The organism is Streptomyces sp. NPDC039480 (genome assembly GCF_055597165.1).
Genome location: NZ_JBVITX010000002.1, coordinates 633523 through 655280 on the forward strand (window position 1 = coordinate 633523; position 21758 = coordinate 655280).

General features: G+C 70.1%; 19 protein-coding genes. 13 read left to right on the forward strand and 6 right to left on the reverse strand.

Going from position 1 to position 21758, the window contains the following annotated elements; translation table 11 throughout:
• Positions 1 to 10 precede the first annotated feature (10 nt).
• The 3 genes from ACZ56E_RS08940 to ACZ56E_RS08950 form a co-directional block, all read right to left on the reverse strand.
• Complete coding sequence (locus tag ACZ56E_RS08940) at positions 11 to 991, reverse strand: ABC transporter permease (RefSeq protein ID WP_471212535.1); 981 nt, start codon at positions 989 to 991, stop codon at positions 11 to 13.
• An 88-nt stretch (positions 992 to 1079) separates the two neighbouring features.
• A complete protein-coding gene (locus ACZ56E_RS08945; protein WP_471212539.1) occupies positions 1080 to 2864 on the reverse strand; it encodes an ABC transporter substrate-binding protein in 1785 nt (594 codons plus the stop codon).
• An 81-nt stretch (positions 2865 to 2945) separates the two neighbouring features.
• Positions 2946 to 3971: an ABC transporter permease gene (locus ACZ56E_RS08950; protein WP_471212543.1), complete on the reverse strand. Its 1026-nt coding sequence runs from the start codon at positions 3969 to 3971 to the stop codon at positions 2946 to 2948.
• A gap of 393 nt (positions 3972 to 4364) precedes the next feature.
• On the opposite strand from ACZ56E_RS08950, the gene ACZ56E_RS08955 reads away from it, so the two are divergent.
• The 5 genes from ACZ56E_RS08955 to ACZ56E_RS08975 are packed head-to-tail and all read left to right on the forward strand — an operon-like array spanning position 4365 to position 9991.
• Entirely contained in the window at positions 4365 to 5999 is a 1635-nt protein-coding gene (locus ACZ56E_RS08955) for a peptide ABC transporter substrate-binding protein (RefSeq protein WP_471212544.1), read from the forward strand.
• Between the two features lie 18 nt (positions 6000 to 6017).
• A complete protein-coding gene (locus ACZ56E_RS08960) occupies positions 6018 to 6941 on the forward strand; it encodes an ABC transporter permease (protein WP_471212545.1) in 924 nt (307 codons plus the stop codon).
• The gene (locus ACZ56E_RS08965) at positions 6934 to 7914 is read left to right on the forward strand and encodes an ABC transporter permease (RefSeq protein WP_398300841.1); all 981 of its coding nucleotides are present in this window, start codon (positions 6934 to 6936) and stop codon (positions 7912 to 7914) included. The genes ACZ56E_RS08960 and ACZ56E_RS08965 overlap by 8 nt, the downstream gene beginning before the upstream one ends.
• A 6-nt stretch (positions 7915 to 7920) precedes the next feature.
• Entirely contained in the window at positions 7921 to 8967 is a 1047-nt protein-coding gene (locus tag ACZ56E_RS08970; protein ID WP_471212548.1) for an ABC transporter ATP-binding protein, read from the forward strand.
• Entirely contained in the window at positions 8954 to 9991 is a 1038-nt protein-coding gene (locus ACZ56E_RS08975) for an ABC transporter ATP-binding protein (protein WP_471212550.1), read from the forward strand. Before ACZ56E_RS08970 ends, ACZ56E_RS08975 begins: the two co-directional genes overlap by 14 nt.
• Positions 9992 to 10021: 30 nt before the next feature.
• Here ACZ56E_RS08975 and ACZ56E_RS08980 read toward each other — a convergent pair whose 3' ends face one another.
• On the reverse strand, positions 10022 to 12199 hold the full coding sequence (locus tag ACZ56E_RS08980; RefSeq protein ID WP_471212552.1) for a S9 family peptidase: 2178 nt from the start codon (positions 12197 to 12199) through the stop codon (positions 10022 to 10024).
• 146 nt (positions 12200 to 12345) lie between these two features.
• Here ACZ56E_RS08980 and ACZ56E_RS08985 point away from each other — a divergent pair, with 146 nt between their 5' ends.
• The 8 genes from ACZ56E_RS08985 (at position 12346) to ACZ56E_RS09020 (ending at position 19977) form a co-directional block, all read left to right on the forward strand.
• A complete protein-coding gene (locus tag ACZ56E_RS08985) occupies positions 12346 to 12540 on the forward strand; it encodes a hypothetical protein (RefSeq protein ID WP_362996229.1) in 195 nt (64 codons plus the stop codon).
• Between the two features lie 22 nt (positions 12541 to 12562).
• Positions 12563 to 13540: an N-acetyl-1-D-myo-inositol-2-amino-2-deoxy-alpha-D-glucopyranoside deacetylase gene (gene mshB, locus ACZ56E_RS08990; RefSeq protein WP_471212554.1), complete on the forward strand. Its 978-nt coding sequence runs from the start codon at positions 12563 to 12565 to the stop codon at positions 13538 to 13540.
• Entirely contained in the window at positions 13537 to 14019 is a 483-nt protein-coding gene (locus ACZ56E_RS08995) for a DUF6113 family protein (protein WP_471212556.1), read from the forward strand. Before mshB ends, ACZ56E_RS08995 begins: the two co-directional genes overlap by 4 nt.
• A 165-nt stretch (positions 14020 to 14184) precedes the next feature.
• Positions 14185 to 16284, forward strand: a complete 2100-nt coding sequence (locus ACZ56E_RS09000; RefSeq protein WP_471212557.1) for a hypothetical protein — start codon at positions 14185 to 14187, stop codon at positions 16282 to 16284.
• Between the two features lie 132 nt (positions 16285 to 16416).
• Positions 16417 to 17349: an ABC transporter ATP-binding protein gene (locus ACZ56E_RS09005; RefSeq protein ID WP_471212560.1), complete on the forward strand. Its 933-nt coding sequence runs from the start codon at positions 16417 to 16419 to the stop codon at positions 17347 to 17349.
• Positions 17350 to 17363: 14 nt separating this feature from the next.
• The gene (locus ACZ56E_RS09010; protein WP_471212562.1) at positions 17364 to 18104 is read left to right on the forward strand and encodes an ABC transporter permease; all 741 of its coding nucleotides are present in this window, start codon (positions 17364 to 17366) and stop codon (positions 18102 to 18104) included.
• 59 nt (positions 18105 to 18163) lie between these two features.
• Entirely contained in the window at positions 18164 to 19321 is a 1158-nt protein-coding gene (locus ACZ56E_RS09015) for a sensor histidine kinase (RefSeq protein ID WP_471213128.1), read from the forward strand.
• Entirely contained in the window at positions 19318 to 19977 is a 660-nt protein-coding gene (locus ACZ56E_RS09020) for a response regulator (protein WP_471212564.1), read from the forward strand. The genes ACZ56E_RS09015 and ACZ56E_RS09020 overlap by 4 nt, the downstream gene beginning before the upstream one ends.
• Positions 19978 to 19982: 5 nt before the next feature.
• Here the strand turns inward: ACZ56E_RS09020 and ACZ56E_RS09025 are convergent, their stop codons facing one another.
• Together ACZ56E_RS09025 and ACZ56E_RS09030 are read right to left on the reverse strand one after the other, a co-directional pair.
• Positions 19983 to 20837, reverse strand: a complete 855-nt coding sequence (locus tag ACZ56E_RS09025) for a transglutaminase family protein (RefSeq protein WP_471212567.1) — start codon at positions 20835 to 20837, stop codon at positions 19983 to 19985.
• Positions 20838 to 20904: 67 nt separating this feature from the next.
• Entirely contained in the window at positions 20905 to 21735 is an 831-nt protein-coding gene (locus tag ACZ56E_RS09030; protein ID WP_398300861.1) for a transglutaminase family protein, read from the reverse strand.
• Between the last annotated feature and the right edge of the window lie 23 nt (positions 21736 to 21758).

Consider the following 21758-nt stretch of genomic DNA (forward strand, 5'->3'; position numbering starts at 1 on the left):
TCCCTGAGCCCTAGGACAGCCGCACGCGCGGGTCGATCAGCGCGTAGAGGGCGTCGACGATGATGTTGAAGACGACGATCGCCGCGGCGGCGACCAGGACGACGCCGAGCAACAGAGGCAGGTCGCTGGTGTCGACGGCCTTCACCGAGAGCTCGCCGATGCCGTGCAGGGCGAAGGTCTTCTCGGTGATGATCGCGCCGCCCAGGAGCACGCCCACGTCGAGGCCGAAGATGGTGACGATCGGTCCCATCGCGCCGCGCCAGGCGAAGCGGAAGAAGACTGTGCGGCTGGAGAGGCCCTTGGCCCGGGCCGTGCGGACGTAGTCCTCGCTCATCGTCTCGACCAGTTGGGAGCGGGTCATACGTGTGTAGTTCGCGGTGAAGATGAGCGCGAGCACGAGCCAGGGGATCAGCAGTCCGGAGAACCACTTGGCGGGGTTCTCGGTGATCGGCGTGTACGTGGGCCGGTCCAGCAGGTGCAGCTGGTCGGTGAGGAGGTACACGGCGAAGACGCCGACGACGTAGATCTGCATCGAGGACGCGATGAGCGAGGCCGACGAGGCGATCTTGTCGAGGGCTTTGCCCTGCTTGATGGCGGCCAGCATGCCGGTGCCCACACCGAAGATGATGAACACGACCGCGGCGCCCAGCGACAGGGAGACAGTGGTCGGGAAGCGGTCGAGGATGGTGGCGAGGACGGGCTCGCGGTTGCGGAAGGAGTAGCCGAGGCAGGGCGCGTCACAGAAGCCGTACGTGTCGTAGTCGCGTCCGACGAACAGGCCCTCGAACCAGTGCCAGTACTGCAGCGGCAGCGGGTCGGCGATCCCCAGGTTGTGCTTCACCAGCGCCAGCGTGTCGGGCGGGCAGACCTTGCCGCAGGCCAGGCGCGCGGGGTCACGCGGGGCGGCGTAGAAGAGCAGGAAGACGATCGCGCTGATGATCAGCAGGATGACCGCGCCGCCGATGGTGCGGCGAATGAGGAAGCGGAGCATGACAGTTGGGATTCCTGACGGATGCCGTTAGGGAGGTGGGGGCCGGGGCGGGCGCACGACGCGGTGGGCCCGCCCCGGGGGCCGGTCGTCAGGCCTTGACGTAGGTCTTGTGCAGCAGCGTCGCGGCGAACTGCGGGTCGTGGATGGCACCGCCGACCTTGGAGCCGTGCAGGTACCAACGGCGCTGGTAGGTCTCCGGGATGATCGGCACGACCTCCTTCATGATCCGCTTGTCGAGCGCGGCCCAGGCCTTGCCGGCTTCCTTCGGGTCCGAGATGACGGCGTTCTTCTTGATCGCCTCGTTGATCCAGGGGACGTCGCACTGCGAGACGTTGTTCTGGCCGTCGCCGATGGCGGTGCCGTCGAACATCGGCTGGATCATGGTGTAGGCGGTCGGCCAGTCGGGGGACCAGCCGAACCACATCACGTCGAACTTGTTGTCCAGCCGCTGCGCCTGGTCGTAGAAGTCCGTCGAGTTGAGCGGCTTGATGACCGGGTCGAAGCCGGCGGCCTTCAGGTTCTTCTCGATGACGATCTTGGTCTTGTCGTAAGTGGGGCGCCGGGGGAAGGCGTACACGATCTTCGTGCCGAGCTTGCCGGCCTTCTTCAGGATCTCGTGGGCCTTCTTCACGTCACCCTGCGGCATGTCCAGCTTGCCGTAGAGGTCGAACTTCTCGCGGCCGACGATGTCGGGGCTGAGGATCGTCGTGGCGTAGTCGCCCGCGGTGGTGCCGCCGTAGATCTTGCGGCTCTGCTCCAGCGGCCAGGCGACGAGAAGCGCCTTGCGCACCTCGACGTCGGTGACGCGCTTCATGTTGATGGCGAAGTAGTAGGTGCCGGACGACAGACCGTTGAAGCTGCGCTTCTTGATGTCGGGCGTCGTGAGCACCTTCTGCATGCGCTCGGCCGGGATCGGCTCGTAGATGGCGACCATCTGCTGGTCCTTGCCCTGGTCCGCTATGAAGCGGTCGCAGGACTCGGGGCCGGTCGGTCCGAACTCGAACTCGAAGCTGTCGGGGTAGGCGTTGCGGATCGGGTCGGTCTTCCGGTCCCAGTGCTTGTTGCGCGTCAGCGTCATCGACTTGTCGATGGTGCGGTGCTTGACGATGTAGGGGCCACAGGAGAAGGGGGCCTTGTCGTACTTCTCCTTGGTGTCGTGCTTCACGGGCGTGGCGGCGTACGAGTGCATCGCCAGCGTGAAGTTGAACTCCGGGCGGGCTTCCTTCAGGTGGAAGGTGATGGTCTTCTTCGCCTTGTCGGTGACGATCGAGTCCAAGTGCTTGCCCTTGTACGGGCCCTCGTACGCGTCACGCCACTTGGCGCCCTTGCCCGTCAGCGCCTGCTGGACGTAGATGGCGCCTTCGGTGATGAACGGGGCCCAGCCGCGTTCGATGCCGTGTCGGACGTCGTCGACGGTGAGCTCGCTGCCGTCCTGCCACTTCAGACCGTCCTTCAGCGTGAAGGTCCAGGTCTTGTTGCCGTTGGAGGCCTTTCCGGTGTCGGTGGCGAGGTCACCGACCAGGATCTGACGGCCCTTCATGTCGGTCTGGTAGCCGGTGAGGCAGCGTGCGTACAGGTTGGCGATCGAGGAGTTGTACGCGAAGTAGATGCGCTGCGGGTCCATGTGCGACACGTCGTCCTCGGCGACACCGTAGATCGTGCCGCCCTTCTGTCCGCCGGGCACCTCGGGCGCGGGCCCGGTCGAGTCCTCCTCGGTGCCGACCTTCACGGACGCGTTCGTGTACTCCGTGGCACCGCCGTGCGATCCGCCCTTGCCCCCGCCCGAGTCGCCGCTGCTGCACGCGGACAGGACGAGTGATCCGCCTGCCGCCACGGATGTCGAGATGAGGAGGTTTCTGCGGGAGATTGACATGTGGCTACCAACCCTGTGTGAAGGAAAAGAGCGGAGAGCGGACCGTCACGGCCCCGTCGCGCGTGCCGGTCCTGGGGAGTGTCAGCGTTTGGTCTTCGGGTCGAGCGCGTCGCGCACCGAGTCGCCGAGGAGGTTGAAGGCCACCACGAAGATCACCATGGCGAGGCCGGGGAACACCATGAAGGTGATGTCGTCCTGGTAGTACTTCGAGCCGTTCTGGATCATCACTCCCCAGTCCGGCGTCGGCTCCTCGAGCCCGACACCCAGGAAGGCGAGGCCCGCCTCGGCGGTGACGAACAGCGGCAGCAGGAGCGTCGCCTGGATGAGGATCGGCGTCCACAGGTTCGGGAGCAGTTCCTTGAAGATGATGCGCGCCGGGGAGGCTCCGGTGACCTTGGCCGCCTCCACGAACTCCCGCTCGCGCAGGGCGAGTACCTCGCCGCGCAGCAGTCGTGCCATGGGAGCCCAGCCGAAAGCGGTCATCACCGTGATGAGGCTGGTGACCGTGAGCCACAGCGGGATCTTGTCCTCCGGGCTGACCAGGACCGAGATCATCACCGGGAAGAACGCGATGTAGAACAGCGTGGACGGGAAGGCCAGCAGGATGTCGATGACCCGGCCGATGAGGTAGTCCGTCTTGCCGCCGATGTATCCGGCGGTGAGGCCGATGGTGATGCCGAGCAGGGTGACGAGGACCGTCGTCGCGGTCGCGATCAGCAGGGAGTTGCGGATCCCGTACAGGAGGAAGGTGAAGACGTCCCTGCCGAGCACCGGCTCGATACCGAACCAGAAGTCCCCGTCGATACCGCCGTTCGGCTTGACCGGGTAGTTGAAGTCGTTGAGCAGCCCGGGCTGGTCGAGTCCGTAGGTGTCGTAGGGATTCTTGCCGTACACCTTCGCAATCAACGGCGCACACAGCGCGACGACAAAGAAGAACAGCACGACACATGCGGCGACGACGCCGGACTTGTCCCGCTTGAACCGGGTCCAGGCGAGGCGGCCCGGCGAACGGCCCTTGCTGCCCTGGTCCTTGGGCGAAGAAGGCGTGCCGGATGCCTTGTCCGTCACTTCAAGCGTGGCGGCGACGGCGGGAGTTGGCGAGGTCATGGCGCTCCAGGCCCGGAGGGGTCATCAGGAATCCGCAGGACAACCAGCACCCACGGGCTAGGCGCGACTTTCGCAAGGCGTTTCCCACGCGGTCAATGAATCGTCAGGCGCCTTGGGCCGCTCTTGGGTTTCTTGATCAAGACTTTGCATGAACATGGGCATGCCATTACCTGGGCGTAATCATGCGTGATGGACGAGGTGGGGCATTCCGGGGTGACCACGGCAATGAGTCCGATATGCGGGCGCCGACGTCTCGGAATGCGTACATCCGGATGGGATCGGCCTCGTACGGGTGGAGTAAATGTGCGTGAGGTCCGTCTTGAGGCGATATTTGGCGGTACGTGAGCCACTCGAGCAACCGAATCACGGTTACGGCCGGAACAGGAGGACTCCATGCGTGGAGCCACGCACGCCAAGTGGGCCGCAGGTGCGGTGGCGGTCGCTCTCGCGGCGACGGCCTGCGGGGGCGGGGGAAGCGGCGGCGGTGGCGGCGGTGACGGCTCCGGCATCGTGAGCTCCTCCTGGGGCGACCCGCAGAACCCGCTCGAACCGGCGAACACCAACGAGGTGCAGGGCGGCAAGATCCTCGACATGCTCTTCCGGGGTCTCAAGCGGTACGACCCGAAGACCGGCGAGGCCAAGGACATGGTCGCCGAGTCGATCGAGACCAAGGACGCGCAGAACTTCACCGTCAAGATCAAGGACAACTGGAAGTTCAGCAACGGCGAGAAGATCACCGCCAAGTCCTTCGTGGACGCCTGGAACTACGGCGCCCATCTGAAGAACAACCAGAAGAACGCCTACTTCTTCGGCTACATCGAGGGGTACGACAAGGTCCACCCCGAGAAGGGCGACCCGAGCGCCGAGACCCTCTCCGGACTGAAGGTCGTCGACGAGAAGACCTTCACGGTCAAGCTCAGCCAGAAGTTCTCCACCTGGCCCGACACCCTCGGCTACCCGGCCTTCGCGCCGCTGCCCAAGGCGTTCTACGACAACCATGACGCCTGGCTGTCCAAGCCCGTCGGCAACGGCCCGTACACCGTGGACTCGTACACCAAGGGCTCGCAGATGTCCCTGCGGAAGTGGGACGGCTACCCCGGCGAGGACAAGGCGCGCAACGGCGGTGTGGACATGAAGGTCTACACCGACAACAACACCGCCTACACCGACCTGATGGCCGGCAACCTCGACCTCGTCGACGACGTTCCCGCCTCGCAGCTCAAGAACGCCAAGAACGACCTCGGCGACCGCTACATCAACACCCCCGCCGGCATCATCCAGACCCTCTCCTTCCCCTTCTACGACAGCGAGTGGAAGAAGGAGGGCATGGAGAAGGTCCGCCGGGGCCTGTCCATGGCCATCAACCGCGAGCAGATCACCGACACCATCTTCCAGAAGACGCGGACACCCGCCTCCGACTGGACCTCGCCGGTCCTCGGCGAGAAGGGCGGCTTCAAGAAGGGGCTGTGCGGCGACGCCTGTACGTACGACGCGGAGAAGGCCAAGAAGCTGGTCGAGGAGGGCGGCGGCATCCCCGGCGGCACCCTCAAGGTCACGTACAACGCGGACACCGGCTCCCACAAGGAGTGGGTCGACGCCGTCTGCAACTCCATCAACAAGGCCCTCGACCAGGAGAAGGCGTGCGTCGCCAATCCCGTCGGCACCTTCGCGGACTTCCGCAGCAAGGCCTCCAAGCAGGAGCTCGACGGGGCCTGGCGCGCGGGCTGGCAGATGGACTACCCGCTGATCCAGAACTTCCTTGAGCCGGTCTACTTCACGGACGCCCCGTCCAACGACGGCAAGTTCTCCGACGAGGAGTTCGACAAGCTCGTCAACGAAGCCAACGGCGAGACGGACACCAGCAAGGCCATCGGCAAGTTCCAGGACGCCGAGAAGATCCTCGCCCGCGACATGCCCGCCATCCCGCTCTGGTACCAGAACGGCAGCGCCGGCTACTCGGACAAGGTCTCCGACGTCGCGCTGAACCAGTTCAGCGTGCCCGTCTACAACGAGATCAAGGTCGACTGAGACGCCGGGAGCCCCGCCATGGGACGTTATGTGATCCGGCGCCTGCTGCAGATGATCCCGGTCTTCATCGGCGCCACGCTGCTCATCTTCCTGATGGTGAACGTGATGGGCGACCCCGTCGCGGGGCTGTGCGGGGACCGCAGGTGCGACCCCGCGACGGCCCTCCGCCTGAAGAAGGAGTTCGGCCTCGATAAGCCGGTGTGGCAGCAGTACCTGACGTACATGGGCAACGTCTTCACCGGCGACTTCGGCACCGCCTTCAACGGCCAGAAGGTCACCGAGCTGATGTCGGCCGCCTTCCCGGTCACCATCCGCCTCACCCTCGTCGCCATCGTCTTCGAGATCGTCATCGGTATCACGCTGGGCGTCCTCACGGGCCTGCGGCGCGGCCGCCCCATCGACACCGTGGTGCTGCTGCTCACGCTCGTCGTGATCTCCATCCCCACCTTCGTCACCGGACTCGTCCTGCAGCTCCTGCTCGGCGTCCAGTGGGGCGTCATCAAACCCTCCGTGTCGAGCGAGGCCCCCTTCAACGAACTGCTGATCCCGGGGCTCGTGCTCGCCTCCGTCTCACTGGCGTACGTGACCCGCCTGACCCGCACCTCCATCGCGGAGAACCGGCGCGCCGACTATGTCCGCACCGCCATCGCCAAGGGCCTGCCCCGGCGCCGCGTCATTACCCGCCACCTGCTGCGCAACTCACTGATCCCGGTGGTCACCTTCATCGGCACCGACGTGGGCGCGCTCATGGGCGGCGCGATCGTCACCGAGCGGATCTTCAACATCCACGGCGTCGGCTTCCAGCTCTACCAGGGCATCCTCCGCCAGAGCACCCAGACCGTCGTCGGCTTCGTGACCGTCCTCGTCCTGGTCTTCCTGGTGGCCAACCTCATCGTCGACCTCCTGTACGCCGTACTCGACCCGAGGATCCGCTATGCCTGAACCGCAGGAGCCGGAGCGCGCCATGGCCGCCACCGGCATGGGCGGCGCGATGGACCTCGCCACCAGCGAGGCGACGTCGCTGGAGAAGACGGCGGCGGGCGGCCCCGACGGCAGCGGCCCCTCCGCCCCGGCCCGCAGCCTGTGGTCCGACGCCTGGCGGGACCTGCGCCGCAACCCCGTCTTCATCGTCTCGGGCCTGATCATCCTCTTCCTCGTCGTCATCTCCCTCTGGCCCTCGCTCATCGCCTCCCGCAACCCGCTCGACTGCGACCTCGCCAACGCGCAGAAGGGCTCGGCGCCCGGCCACCCCTTCGGCTTCAACGAGCAGGGCTGCGACGTCTACACCCGGGTCGTCTACGGCACCCGGGTCTCGGTCACCGTCGGCGTCTGCGCCACCCTCGGCGTCGCCGTCATCGGCAGCGTGCTCGGCGGGCTCGCCGGTTTCTTCGGCGGCGCGTGGGACGCGGTCCTCTCCCGCATCACCGACATCTTCTTCGCCATCCCCGTCGTCCTCGGCGGCCTGGTGCTCCTCTCGGTGGTCACCAGCTCCACCGTCTGGCCGGTCGTCGGCTTCATGGTGCTGCTCGGCTGGCCGCAGATCTCCCGCATCGCGCGCGGCTCCGTCATCACCGCCAAACAGAACGACTACGTCCAGGCGGCGCGGGCCCTCGGCGCCTCCAACTCCCGGATGCTGCTCCGCCACATCACCCCGAACGCCGTCGCGCCGGTCATCGTCGTCGCGACCATCGCGCTCGGCACCTACATCGCCCTGGAGGCCACGCTCTCGTACCTCGGCGTCGGACTGAAGCCGCCGACCGTCAGCTGGGGCATCGACATCTCGGCCGCCTCCCAGTACATCCGCAACGCCCCGCACATGCTGCTCTGGCCGGCCGGGGCCCTCGCTATCACCGTCCTCGCGTTCATCATGCTCGGCGACGCGGTGCGCGACGCCCTCGACCCGAAGCTGAGGTAGGCGCCCATGGCAACCGTGGCATCCGAGGCCCCCGTGCCCAAGGAGCCCCAGGCCTCGAAGCTGCTCGAAGTCCGCGACCTGCACGTGGAGTTCCGCACCAGGGACGGCGTCGCCAAGGCCGTCAACGGCGTCGACTACAGCGTCGCCGCGGGCGAGACCCTCGCCGTCCTCGGCGAGTCGGGCTCCGGCAAGTCCGTGACCGCCCAGGCCGTCATGGGCATCCTCGACATGCCGCCCGGGCGGATCACCAAGGGGGAGATCCTCTTCCGGGGCCGGGACCTCCTCAAGCTGAAGGAGGAGGAGCGGCGCAAGGTCCGCGGCGCCGGAATGGCGATGATCTTCCAGGACGCGCTGTCCTCACTCAACCCGGTGCTGAGCGTCGGCGAGCAGCTCGGCGAGATGTACGTCGTGCACAAGGGCATGTCGAGGAAGGACGCCAAGGCCAAGGCCGTCGAGCTGATGGACCGCGTCCGCATCCCGGCGGCCAGGGAGCGCGTCGGGCAGTATCCGCACCAGTTCAGCGGCGGCATGCGCCAGCGCATCATGATCGCCATGGCGATGGCCCTCGAACCCTCGCTGATCATCGCCGACGAGCCCACCACCGCCCTCGACGTGACGGTCCAGGCGCAGGTCATGGACCTGCTCGCGGAACTCCAGCGCGAGATGAACATGGGCCTGATCCTCATCACCCACGACCTCGGCGTCGTCGCGGACGTCGCCGACACCATCGCCGTCATGTACGCGGGCCGCATCGTCGAACGGGCCCCCGTCCACGAGATCTACCGGGCCCCCGCCCACCCGTACACCCTCGGCCTGCTCGAATCCATCCCGCGCCTGGACCAGAAGGGCCAGGAGCTCTACGCGATCAAGGGCCTGCCGCCCAACCTCATGAACATCCCGCCCGGCTGCCCCTTCCACCCCCGCTGCCCCATGGCCCAGGACATCTGTGTGACCGACGATCCACCGCTCGCGAAGGTCACGTACGAGGGACTGACCGCCGACCGCAGGAGCGCCTGCCATTTCTGGAAGGAGACGCTCGATGCGTCACGGTGACGGCGGCGAGCCGATTCTCCGGGTCCGCGGCCTCGTCAAGCACTACCCGCTGACCCAGGGCATCGTCTTCCGCAAGCAGGTCGGCGCGGTCAAGGCCGTGGACGGCGTCGACTTCGACCTGGCGCGGGGCGAGACGCTCGGCATCGTGGGGGAGTCCGGCTGCGGCAAGTCGACGGTCGCGAAGATGCTGGTCAACCTGGAGCGGCCGACCGCGGGCGAGATCCGCTACAAGGGCGAGGACATCACCAAGCTGTCCGGGCGTGCGCTGAAGGCGGTCCGCCGCAACATCCAGATGGTGTTCCAGGACCCCTACACGTCCCTGAACCCCCGGATGACGGTGGGCGACATCATCGGGGAGCCGTACGAGATCCACCCCGAGGTGGCCCCGAAGGGCTCGCGCCGCCAGAAGGTCCAGGAACTCCTGGACGTCGTCGGCCTCAACCCCGAGTACATCAACCGCTATCCCCACCAGTTCTCGGGCGGCCAGCGCCAGCGCATCGGCATCGCCCGCGGCCTCGCGCTGCGGCCCGAGGTCATCGTCGCCGACGAACCGGTCTCCGCGCTCGACGTCTCCGTCCAGGCACAGGTCATCAACCTCCTGGACAAGCTGCAGAACGAGTTCGACCTGAGTTACGTCTTCATCGCCCACGACCTGTCGATCGTGCGGCACATCTCCGACCGGGTCGGGGTGATGTACCTCGGGCGGATCATCGAGATCGGCTCGGACGAGGAGATCTACGAACACCCCACGCACCCCTACACCCAGGCGCTGCTCTCCGCCGTGCCGGTCCCCGACCCCGAGGCGCGCGAGCACCGGGAGCGGATCATCCTCTCCGGAGACGTGCCCTCGCCCGCGAACCCGCCCTCGGGCTGCCGGTTCCGCACCCGCTGCTGGAAGGCGCGGGAGCGGTGCGCGCTGGAGGTCCCGGCGCTCGCGGTGCCCGCGGAGTTCCGGTACGAGGACGGGCCCGCGGCGCACGACTCGGCCTGCCACTTCGCGGAGGAGAAGCAGGTCGTGCCGTAGGCCGCGGGCCCGCGCCCGGTCATCGCCCGGTCAGAGCCCCAAGGAGCGCTTCAAGAAGTCGACCTGGAGCAGCAGCAGGTTCTCCGCGACCTGCTCCTGGGGCGTCATGTGCGTGACGCCGGACAGGGGCAGGACCTCGTGCGGGCGGCCCGCGGCGAGCAGCGCCGAGGAGAGCCGCAGCGAGTGCGCCACCACTACGTTGTCGTCGGCGAGGCCGTGCACGATCAGCATCGGGCGGTGCGGTTCGGCCGCCGCGACGAGCCCGTCGTCCCAGATCAAGGAGTTGTACCGGTACGTGTCCTCGTTGCGGGCCGGGTCGCCCAAGTACCGCTCCTCGTAGTGCGTGTCGTAGAGCCGCAGATCCGTCACCGGGGCGCCGACCACCGCCGCGTGGAACACGTCGGGGCGGCGCAGCGCGGCCATGCCGGCCAGGTAGCCGCCGAAGGACCAGCCGCGGATCGCCACTCGGCCGAGGTCGAAGGGGAACCGGTCGGCGAGCGAGTGGAGCGCGTCGATCTGGTCCTCGAGCGTCAGGGTCTTGTCGTACTTGATCGACTTCTCCCAGCCGGGGGAGTGGCCCGGCGTGCCGCGGCCGTCCGCGACGAGCACCGCGAAGCCCTGATCGGCGAACCACTGCGAGGTCAGGAAGATGTTGTGGGCGCGCTGGACGCGCTGACCGTGCGGGCCGCCGTACGGATCCAGGAGTACCGGAAGGGGCCCGTCCGTGTCCTTGTAATCAGTGGGGAGCAGGACGGCGCACGGAATCTTCCGCGTGCCCCCTTCCGTGAGCGTCACGCGCGGAGTGAGCCCCGGGCGCTGGGCGTGTGAGGCGACGGTCGCCACCTGCTTGCCCTCGCGCAGCACCTGGACCTGAGCGCCGGGACGGTCGAGCGTGGCGGACACCAGTACGGTGAGGCCGCCGCGGCCGCCCCCACGGACCGCGGAGTGCACACCGGGCTCCTGGGACACGCGCTCCACGCCCAGTTCGTTGACGCGGTACACATGGATCTCACCGGTCTCCGGGTCGGCCGCAGCCGCGCCCGCCGACGCCGAGATCAGAATGTCCTCCTCCGTCACATCGAGGACCGCCCTGACGTGCAACTGCGGCCCCGTCAGCGGCCGTTCCCCCCACGCGAGGACGCGCGCGCCGCCCTCGTCCGCGATCCGCACCAGCTTCCCGCTGGGCGACCAGCACGGCACCCCAGGGAAAAGTTCAAGCCATTCTGGATCCTCCTCCGCGTGCACCATCCGCGTCGACCCGCCGTCCGGATCCACCGCCAGATACAGCTGGCTGCCCTGGTCGCGCGACTGCACGAGCAGCAGCGGAGCACCGTCCGCCGACCAGTGCACGCGCGCGAGGTAGGGGAAGCGGACGCGGTCCCAGACCACCTCGGTGCGCGACCCGTCCAGGCCCAGGACGAACAGCCGTACGTCCGCGTTGGGCGTGCCCGCGGCCGGGTACGCGACCCGCTCGGGCTCGCGCTCCGGATGCGCCGGGTCCGCGATCCACCAGCGCCGCACGGGAGCGTCGTCCACCCGCGCGACGAGCAGCCGGTCCGAGTCCGGCGACCACCAGAAGCCCCGTGAACGCCCCATCTCCTCGGCCGCGATGAACTCCGCGAGACCGTAGCCGACCGTCGCCTCCTGGCCCGGCTCGGGCTCCGCCAGGGCCCGGTCGCCCGTCCCGTCGGCGCCCGTCACCCGCAGGGCGCCCCGCGCCACGTACGCGACGTGCCGCCCGTCCGGCGAGGGGCGCGGGTCGATCACCGGGCCCGGCGCGGGCAGTTCGCGCGCCGTGCCCGCGCGCAGCTCCGCCGCGAAGAGCCGGCCCGACAGCGCGAACGCCGCCAGCTCCACCGCCGCGTCCGTCGCGTAGCCCACGATGCCCGCGCCGCCCTCACGGCTCCGCTCGCGCCGTGCGCGCTCCTCGGCGGACAACTGCTCGGCGGCGCCGCCGAGCAGCACGTGCGGATCGGCCGCCACGCGCTCGCCGCCGCCGTCCGACACGTCCAGGACCCAGAGCCGGTTCGCCCGGTCGGTGCCGTCGGACGAGCGCAGGAAGACAAGGCGCGAACCGTCCGGCGCCACCGTGAACGCACGGGGCGCGCCGAGGGTGAAGCGTTGCGTGCGGGCGTGCTGACGCGGGAAGGAGAGCCGCTGCGCCGGGCTCTCGGCAGGCCTGGGATTTCCTGGGTTCTCGGTGGTCATCCTCCGAGCCTATGGCTCATGCGCCCCCCATGCTGCCGTGCTCCGAGTCATGCGTCCGCACGGATAGTTATGATCCGTAGCGCTTGGTGGGTATGTACCTGCTGGCGTCCGCACTGGGTTACGGCTACGACTTGGAGGTGACCGCCGTGGCACTCTCGATTTCGGCGGTGGTGCTGCTGGCGATCATCGTCTTCCTGCTGGTCAAGAAGTCAGGTCTGAAGGCGGGGCACGCGGTCGTCTGTACGCTGCTCGGCTTCTACCTGGCGAGCTCGTCCATGGCACCGACCATCAACGAGCTGACGACGAACGTGGCGGGAATGATCGGCGACATCAAGTTCTGACCGGTGCTCGTAGGGTGGTCCCATGACGGAACTGCCCGCCCGGCGCCTGCTGCTCGTGCACGCGCACCCCGACGACGAGTCGATCACCACCGGCGCGACCATGGCCAAGTACGCGGCCGAGGGCGCCCACGTCACCCTGGTGACGTGCACGCTCGGCGAGGAGGGCGAGGTCATCCCGGCCGAGCTCGCCCGTCTCGCCGCCGACCGCGAGGACGCCCTGGGCGCCCACCGCATCGGGGAACTGGCCGCCGCCATGAAGGAAGTAGGGGTCACCGACCACCGCTTCCTCGGCGGCCCCGGGCGCTACCGCGACTCCGGAATGATGGGCACCGAGCAGAACGACCGCCCCGGCGCCTTCTGGTCGGCCGACCTCGACGAGGCGGCCGCCCACCTGGTCGAGGTGGTCCGCGAGGTGCGCCCGCAGGTCCTCGTGACGTACGACCCCGACGGGGGATACGGCCACCCCGACCACATCAAGGCGCACCGCGTCGCCATGCGCGCCGCCGACCTCGCGGCCGATCCCGCCTTCCGCGCCGACCTCGGCGCGCCCCACACCATCGCCAAGATCTACTGGAACCGCGCCCCGCGGTCCGTGGTCGAGGAGCGCTTCCGCTGGATGGGGGGAGCGCTGGGGCACTCGCCGTTCGGCACACCCGCCGCCGTCGCCGACGTGCCCGGCGTCACGGACGACGAGCGGATCACGACCGAGATCGACGGCCGCGTCTTCAAGGCCGCCAAGACGGCGGCGATGGCGGCCCACGCCACCCAGATCACGGTGAGCGGCCCGCTCTTCGTCCTCTCCAACCAGCTCGCGCAGCCCATCTTCGATGTGGAGTACTACGAGCTGGTGCGGGGAGAAGCGTCGACAGAGGGATCTTCGGGTTCACCCGGGGGATCATCAGAGGGATCCACGGGATCATCCGAGGGATCGTCCCGTGAGACGGATCTCTTCGCGGGACTTGAGAGGGTGACGGATGTGGCGGAGGTGACCGCGCTGTGAGTACGCGATCCCGTGCGGCGTCGGGTTCCGGTTCCGGGGCCGCCTCCCGCAGACCCGCGCCCTCCGGCGCGGCCGCCGCCCCCGCCGGCGGCAGCTTCCTCGCCCAGCCCCTCAGAGCGGGGCGCCTCGCCGCCTATGCCGGGCTCTTCGTGTTCGGCGCCGTCGTCGGCGCCGCCGGAGCACTCGTCCAAGGCGGCTTCTTCCCCGCCGGGTTGCTGCTCGCGCTCGTCGGTGCCGCCGGTGCCTTCTACGGCGGGTCACGGGCGGTCGGCACCAAGGCGGGAGCCGTCGCGCCCGCCGCCGGCTGGCTCGTCGTGGTGATGCTGCTCACCGCCACCAGACCCGAGGGCGACTTCCTCTTCGGCGCGGATCTCGGCTCGTACGGCTTCCTGCTCGGCGGAATGGCCGTCGCTGTGATGTGCGCCACGCTCGGGCAGGGGTCGCAACCGAGCGCGTCCGCCGCCCGACTTGGCAAGTGACGTACCACTTCGGACCGTGTCCCGCAGGGGTTTGACGCCGGTCACGGAATGAGTGCCGACGGCGGCCAGTATGGTGGTGCGGCCGCCGAGCCTCCCCCAACCTCCGGCCGGGGGGACCCCGGACGAGGTCGAGCCGGGCGGCGGAGTCAACCAGGAGAACCTGCCTTGAGTCGTGAAACTGACAGTTCGTCCTCCGGGCCCCAGGGGCGCGGTGGAGCCGCATACCCCTCGGGGACGCCGCCGTACGGCTCCCCGGCACAGGGCGCTGCCGCCGACGGCGGCGGGGACGGCGCGCGGCGGCCCGACGAGCCCGAGACCCAGACCACGCTGACCACCCGCATCCGGATCAACATCCCCGGTTCGCGGCCCATCCCGCCGGTCGTCATGCGTACGCCCGTCGGTGACGAGGGCTCGTACGGGGACTCCTCGCCCTTGGGCGACGACGGCCGCGGGGACGGCGCCGCGCCGGGTGCACCGGGCGCGGGCGACACGGGCGGGGCGATGGGGGCCGGAGCCTCGGGCTCCACGGCTTCCTCGGGTCCTGGCGTCGGTTCCGCTTCCGGTTCCAATTCCGGTGCCGCGCCGGGTGAGGGCGGCCAGGGGGCTTCACCCTCCTCGTCCTCCCCTTCTCAGCCCTCGGCCGAGGAGAAGACAAGCGACTGGTTCGCGCCGCGCAAGCCTGCCCGGAACGACTCCGGGAGCGGTTCGGGTGCCCAAGGGGCGAACGGTCCAGGGGCGAATGGCCCCGGAGCGAATGGTCCGGCGGCGAATGGTTCCGGTACGGGGCAGTTCGACGTGTCCGGCGCCGTGGCGTCGGGCCCCCTCGGCTCCGGCGGCCCGCAGAGCGACCCGCACCGCGGCGACCTGCCGTACTTCTCCGGCGGTACGGGCGGCTCCGGGGACTCCCGGCCCGCAGGACCGACCGGCGGCCCCGTCACGGGCGACAGCCCGCTGGCGCCGCCCGGCCGGCACAGCGCTCCGGGCGCACCCGGCGGCCCCGCCGACGCCGGTGCGCGGCCGCCCCGTTCCGGTGCCATGAGCGACGACACCGCGATCCTCACGCCGCAGAAGGCCGGCCCGGTCTCGCCGCCGCCCGGCGGTCCCGGCGGCCTCGGTGGCCCCGGCGCACCCGCGCCCGGCGCCAACGTCTCCGGTGAGACCCTCACCAGCGGCATCCCCGTCGTACCGCCCGTGCAGGACAACTCCCCGTTCGCGCCGGGCCCGCAGGGCGAAGGACCGGTTCCGCACACCCCGCCGAAGCTGCCCGACCCGGTGCGCTCGGACGTGCCGGCCGCCGCTCCCGCGCCGAAAAAGAAGAAGGGCCGCAACAAACTGGTCCTCCTCGCGGTCGCCGTCGTGGTCGCGGGCTGCGGGGCGTACGGCGCGGGCCTGTTGATGAACCACGCCGACGTCCCGAAGGGCACCACCGTGCTCGGCGTCGACATCGGCGGCGGCACCCGCGACGAGGCCGTGAAGAAGCTCGACGCGGCCCTCGACGCGCGCGTCACCAAGCCGCTGAAGCTCTCGGTGGACGGCGACGCGGTCACGCTCAAGCCGGACCAGGCGGGCCTCACCCTGGACAGCCAGGCGACCGTCCGCGAGGCCGCGGGCAGCGACTACAACCCCGTCTCGGTGATCGGCTCGCTCTTCGGCGGCCAGCGCGTCGTCGAGCCCGTCATGCCCGTCGACGAGGAGAAGCTCGCAGCCGCCCTGGAGCGCGCGGCGGGCGGCTCGGGCACGGCGCAGGAGGGCACGGTCAAGTTCGTGCCGGGCAAGGCCCAGCCGGTCTACGGCAAGGTCGGCAAGGGCATCGACCCGCAGGCGTCGACCGCCTCGGTCGCCGACGCGTACAAGAAGCAGGTCGAGACGGGCAGCGCGGGCGCGGTCCAGGTGCCGGTCACCACGCGCAAGCCGGCCGTCTCCAAGGCCGAGGTCGACAAGTTCATGACCCGGTTCGCCAAGCCGGCCATGTCCGCCAACGTCACGATCAAGGCGGGCGCCAAGTCGATCCCCTTCGGCCCGGAGAGGTCGCTGCCGAAGATCCTGGAGACGAAGGCCCTCAAGGACGGCACCCTTCAGGTGCACTACAACCTCGAAGAGCTCAAGAAGCTGTACGGCAACGTCTTCGACGGTGTCCTGATCCAGCGCGGCGACGGCTCCAAGACGCCGGTCCAGCCGACCGACGTCGCCGCGGCGATGGGCAAGGCGCTGGTCGGCAAGACGCCCGCCGAGCGGATCGGCGTCATCGAGACCAACGCGAGCTGACACACGCGGGCACACGGAGGCCGGACGGCTCACCTCGGTGAACCGTCCGGCCTCCGGCATGACATCTGTCATCCCGTAGTCACCACAATCGACACTGCCGCCGTGACCTGCGGTTTTGTGACGATGGTGCACATGACGACGACCACTGCACCACCCGCCGCCAGCGCGGTGAGCTTCGAGCAGGTGACCAAGAGCTACGGCGACGTCCGCGCCGTCGACGGCCTGACCCTCGACCTCCACCCGGGCGAGACGGTGGCGCTCCTCGGACCGAACGGCGCGGGCAAGTCCTCCACCCTCGACCTGCTGCTCGGCCTGCGCGGCCCGGACAGCGGAACCGTGCGGGTCTTCGGGACCGAGCCGCGCGAGGCGATCACGGCGGGCCGGGTCGGCGCCATGCTGCAGAGCGGCGGACTGATGGGCGAGGTCACCGTGCGCGAGCTGGTGACGCTCGCCTGCGAGCTGCACCCGAGGCCCCACCGCGTCAACGACGTGCTCGCCCACGCGGGCATCACCCAGATCGCGGACCGCAAGGCCGACAAGCTCTCCGGCGGCCAGGAACAGCGCGTCCGCTTCGCGCTCGCCACGGCCGGCGCCGCCGACCTGATCGTGCTCGACGAGCCGACCACCGGCATGGACGTCACCGCACGCCAGGCGTTCTGGGCCACCATGCGGGAGCAGGCGGACCAGGGCCGCGCGGTCCTGTTCGCCACGCACTACCTGGAGGAGGCCGACGCGATCGCCGACCGCGTCCTGGTCCTGCACCGCGGCCGGCTCCTCGCGGACGGCACCGCGGCCGAGATCAAGGCGAAGGCGGGCGCCCGCAAGGTCGCGTTCGACCTGGAGCGGATCGATCAGGAGCTCGCGCGCCGGCTCCGCGCGCTGCCCTTCCTCACCACCGCCGACATCGCGGGCCACACGGTCCGCCTCCAGTCGACGGACGCCGACGCCACCGTGCACGCGCTGTACGGACTCGGCGTGTATCCCCGCAACCTCGAAGTCGCCGGGCTCGGCCTGGAGCAGGCCTTCGTGGCGATCACCGAGGCCGCAGAGGCCAGGACCGCGTGAAAGGCACCCACGGCATGAACAGCCTCATCAAGCTCGAAATCATCCGCGCCCTGCGCAACCGCAAGTTCCTCTTCTTCTCCGTCGTCTATCCGTCGATGCTCTTCCTGATCATCGCGGGCACCCAGAACGGCGCCGACCAGGTCTCCGGCACGGGCCTGTCCGTCCCCGCGTTCATGATGGTCTCGATGGCGTCCTTCGGCGCCCTCACCGCCGTACTCATGGGCAACAGCGAGCGCATCGCCAAGGAGCGCGAGAGCGGCTGGGTGCGGCAGTTGCGCCTGACGGCGCTTCCCGGGCGGGGGTACGTCCTGGCGAAGACCGCGAGCGCGGCCGTGGTCAGCCTGCCGTCCATCGTCGTGGTGTTCGCGGTCGCCGCGATCGTCAAGGACGTCCGCTTCGACGCCTGGCAGTGGCTGGCGCTGACCGGCGCGATCTGGGTGGGCAGCCTCTGCTTCGCCGCCCTCGGCGTGGCCATCGGCTACCTCGCGTCCGGCGACGCCGTACGCCCGATCACGATGATCGTCTACTTCGGGCTCTCCATGCTCGGCGGCCTGTGGATGCCGGTGACGACGTTCCCGCACTGGCTCCAGGAGGCGGCGTCCTGGCTGCCCACCCACGCGTACGCTGCCCTCGGGCAGGCCATCGAACTGGGCGACGCACCGCACGCGAAGGACATCACGCTCCTGGTCGCCTACTTCCTTCTCTTCGCGGGCGGCGCGGCGTGGCTGTACCGGAAGGACACACTGAAGGCGTGAGCACGATCCGGGGCGCCGAGCGCGCCAGTGAGACCGACCGGTACGACGACACCCACCCGATGCGGACCTTCGGGCAGCCGGTCCTCGGCCGCCGCCAGATCCTCACGAAGGCCGTCTGGATCGGCATCTGGCTGGTCTTCCTGACCAGCCCCGTCCATGACCTCGTGGTGACCGAGCGGAGCGCCACGGCCACCGTCCTCGGCTCGCTGGGCCTCGCGGCCTTCGTGGCCTGCTATCTCTCGCTCGTCTTCCGCTACACGACCAAGGTGCTCGACTGGCGCGCGGTGTACGTGTCGTTCGCCGCGCAGTTCACGCTCGCCGTGGTCCTCGCGTGGTGCTTCGGCACCCAATGGCTCGGGCTCTTCGTCTACGTCTCCGTGTCCGCGGGCGCCGTCCTGCCGATGCGGTACGCGGCCCGGGTCATCCCCGCGGTCACCGGCGTGATGATCGCGATCGGCCTGCGCACGGACAGTCTGCGGGACCTCCTGGGCAATCTGACCGTGCTCAGCATCCTTGTGGGGTTCGCGATGGCCGGGGTGCGCCAGCTGGTCCGTACGACGATCCAGCTGCGGCAGGCCAGGGCCACCGTCGCCCAGCTGGCGGCCAACGAGGAGCGGCTGCGGCTCGCCAGGGACCTGCACGACCTGCTCGGCCACTCGCTCTCCCTCATCACGCTCAAGAGCGAGCTCGCGGGCCGGATGCTGCCCGACCACCCCGATCAGGCGGCCCGGCAGGTCGCCGACATCGAGCAGGTCAGCCGCCAGGCCCTGGTGGACGTGCGCGAGGCCGTCTCTGGCTACCGCAGGCGCACCCTGGCCGGTGAGCTGGCGGGCGCCCGCACCGCGCTGGCCGCCGCGGGCATCGAGGCCGACGTGCCCCTTGAGCCGCCCGCCGAACTGCCGGGGGAGGAGGCGGAGGCGGCACTGGCGTGGGCGCTGCGGGAGGCCGTGACCAACGTCGTGCGGCACAGCGGGGCCCACCGGTGCACGGTGGCGTTCACGGCACGGAAGACGCTCGACGGACCGCTGTTCGAACTCACGGTGGAGGACGACGGAGTCGGCAGTTCCGGCGCCGCGGCAGGGAACGGTCTGACGGGCCTCGCCGAACGCGTGGAGGCCGTCGGCGGTGTCCTGGAGACGGGCCCGGGCACCCGCCGCGGCTTCCGTCTGGCGGTCCGGGTGCCGCTGGGGGAGGCGCCCGTAGGATCCCCCTCATGAGCAGTGGGAACAGCGTGACCGGCACAGACGGTGGTACCAGCGGGCGCGGTGTCATCAGGGTGCTGTTGGCCGAGGACCAGTCGATGGTCCGTGAGGCCCTCGCGGCGCTGCTCGGTCTTGAGCCGGACATCGAGGTCGTCGCCCAGGCGGCCCGCGGCGACGAGGTGCTCGCGGCGGCCCGCGCCCATGCCGTGGACGTGGCGCTGCTCGACATCGAGATGCCCGGCATGACCGGTATCGAGGCGGCGGCCGAACTGCACGCCGCGCTCCCCGCCCTGAAGATCGTCGTGCTCACCACCTTCGGGCGCCCCGGCTATCTGCGCAGCGCCATGGAGGCGGGGGCCGACGCGTTCCTCGTGAAGGACGCCCCCGCGGCCCAGCTCGCCGCGGCCGTGCGCAAGGTGCTCGCGGGGGAGCGGGTCATCGACCCCACGCTGGCGGCGGCCGCCCTCGCGGAGGGCGCGAACCCCCTGACGGACCGGGAGCGCGAGGTGCTGCGCGCGGCCGCGGGCGGCGCCACCAACGCCGAGCTCGCCAAGGCCCTGCACCTCTCCCAGGGCACGGTCCGCAACTACCTCTCGACGGCCATCCAGAAGCTCGCCGTCCGCAACCGCGCGGAGGCCGTCGGCGCCGCCAGGGACAAGGGCTGGCTCTGAGCCCGTCAGTTCAGCATCGCCCGCGCCCCCAGCGCCTGCCGCCGGGCACGGTCGGCCGTCGCCGGGTCCAGCGCTGCGACATCGTCGGCGTACGTGTCGAGCTCCCGCGCACCCGCCAGGAACTCCCCCTTGTGTACGAGGAGTTGGGCGCGCTCGTAGCGCAGCCGGGGCGGCGCTGACGGCAGGAGCAGACAGAGGTCGACCGCCCAGAGCGAGACGTCGGCGCGTTCGGGGCGGGACGCCGCCCAGGCGCGGATGTTGTTCAGGATGCGCGCCACGATGTCCAGCGGGCTCGCGGGGCTCAGCATCGACGGCACGGGCGGGGACCCCGTGGCCGCCGCCACGAGCAGCTCCACGTCGGTGCCGGTGAGCACCCGGCCGCCGTCGAAGGGGTCGGCGAGCACCTGGTCGTCGCGGGGGCCGAAGCCGACGACGAAGCGTCCGGGGAGCGCGACGCCGTGGACGGGGGCTCCGGCGCGGCGCGCGACCTCGATCCAGACGACGGAGAGCAGGATCGGCAGGCCTCTGCGGCGGCGCAGCACCCGGTGCAGGAGGGAGGCGTCGAGCCGCTGGTAGTCGCCGGGCCTGCCCCTGAAGCCGCAGCGCACGCCGAGGAGCTCGGCCAGGGCGGCGGGCCAGGCGCGCGGATCGTCGGCGCGGCGGGAGCGGCGGGCGAGCACGGCCTGTTCCGCGAGCCGGTCGAGCAGGCGCTGTGCGGCGTGGATGTCCGCCTCGTCGAGCGAGGGGTCGGCCTCGGTGCCGATCAGCAGGCACAGCAGCGCCAGATCGGGCCGCGCGGACTCGGCCTCGGCCGCGAACAGCCGCCGCCACTCGGTGGTTCCGGGGGGTCGGGGATGCATACGTCCGTGGTGCCCGGTCGCCTCGATCGATACGTCCCTCCGGGCGGGGCCGCACCGTCCGGACCGGTCAGTTCAGCATCGCCCGCGCGGCCCGCGCCTGCTGGCGCACCCGGTCCGCCGTGGTCGGCTCCACCGGAGTCACCACGTCCGCGTACGCGTCGAGCTCCGCCGCGCCGCCCAGGAAGTCGCCGCGCTGGACGAGGAGTTGGGCCCGTTCGTAGCGCAGCCGGGCCGGATGGGCGGGCAGCAGGAGCGACAGCTCCAGGGCCCACAGGGCGACGTCGGAGCGCTCGGGCCGGGCGGCGGCCCAGGCGCGGATGTTGTTGAGGATCCGCTGCACGATGTTCAGCGGGTCGGCGGGCGTCAGCATGGACGGCTGGATGCCCGTGCCCGCGGTCCCGGCCACCAGCAGCTCCGCGTCGGTGCCGGTGAGCAGCCGGCCGCCGTCGAAGGGGTCGGCGAGCACCTGGTCGTCGCGGGGGCCGAAGCCGACGACGAAGTGCCCCGGGAGCGCGACGCCGTAGACGGGGGCGCCCGCGCGGCGCGCGACTTCCATCCAGACCACGGAGAGCAGGATCGGCAGGCCCCTGCGGCGGCGCAGGACCTGGTGCAGGAGCGAGGAGTCGAGCCGCTGGTAATCGCCCGGTGTCCCCTCGAACCCGCACTGTTCACCGAGGAGTTCGGCCATCGCGGTCGCCCACGCGCGCGGCCCCCCGGGCCGGAACGGCAGCAGACCGGCCAGGCGGTCGAGCTCGATCTCGGCGGCGTCGATCCCCGCCTCGTCGAGCGAGGGATCCGCCTCGGCGCCGATCAGCAGGCACAGCGGCGCGAGACCGGGCCGTTCCGACCGCGCCTCTTCGGCGAACCGCCGCCGCCATTCGCCGGACTCCGCGTGCATACGTGCCTCGTGTCTGCCCTCGC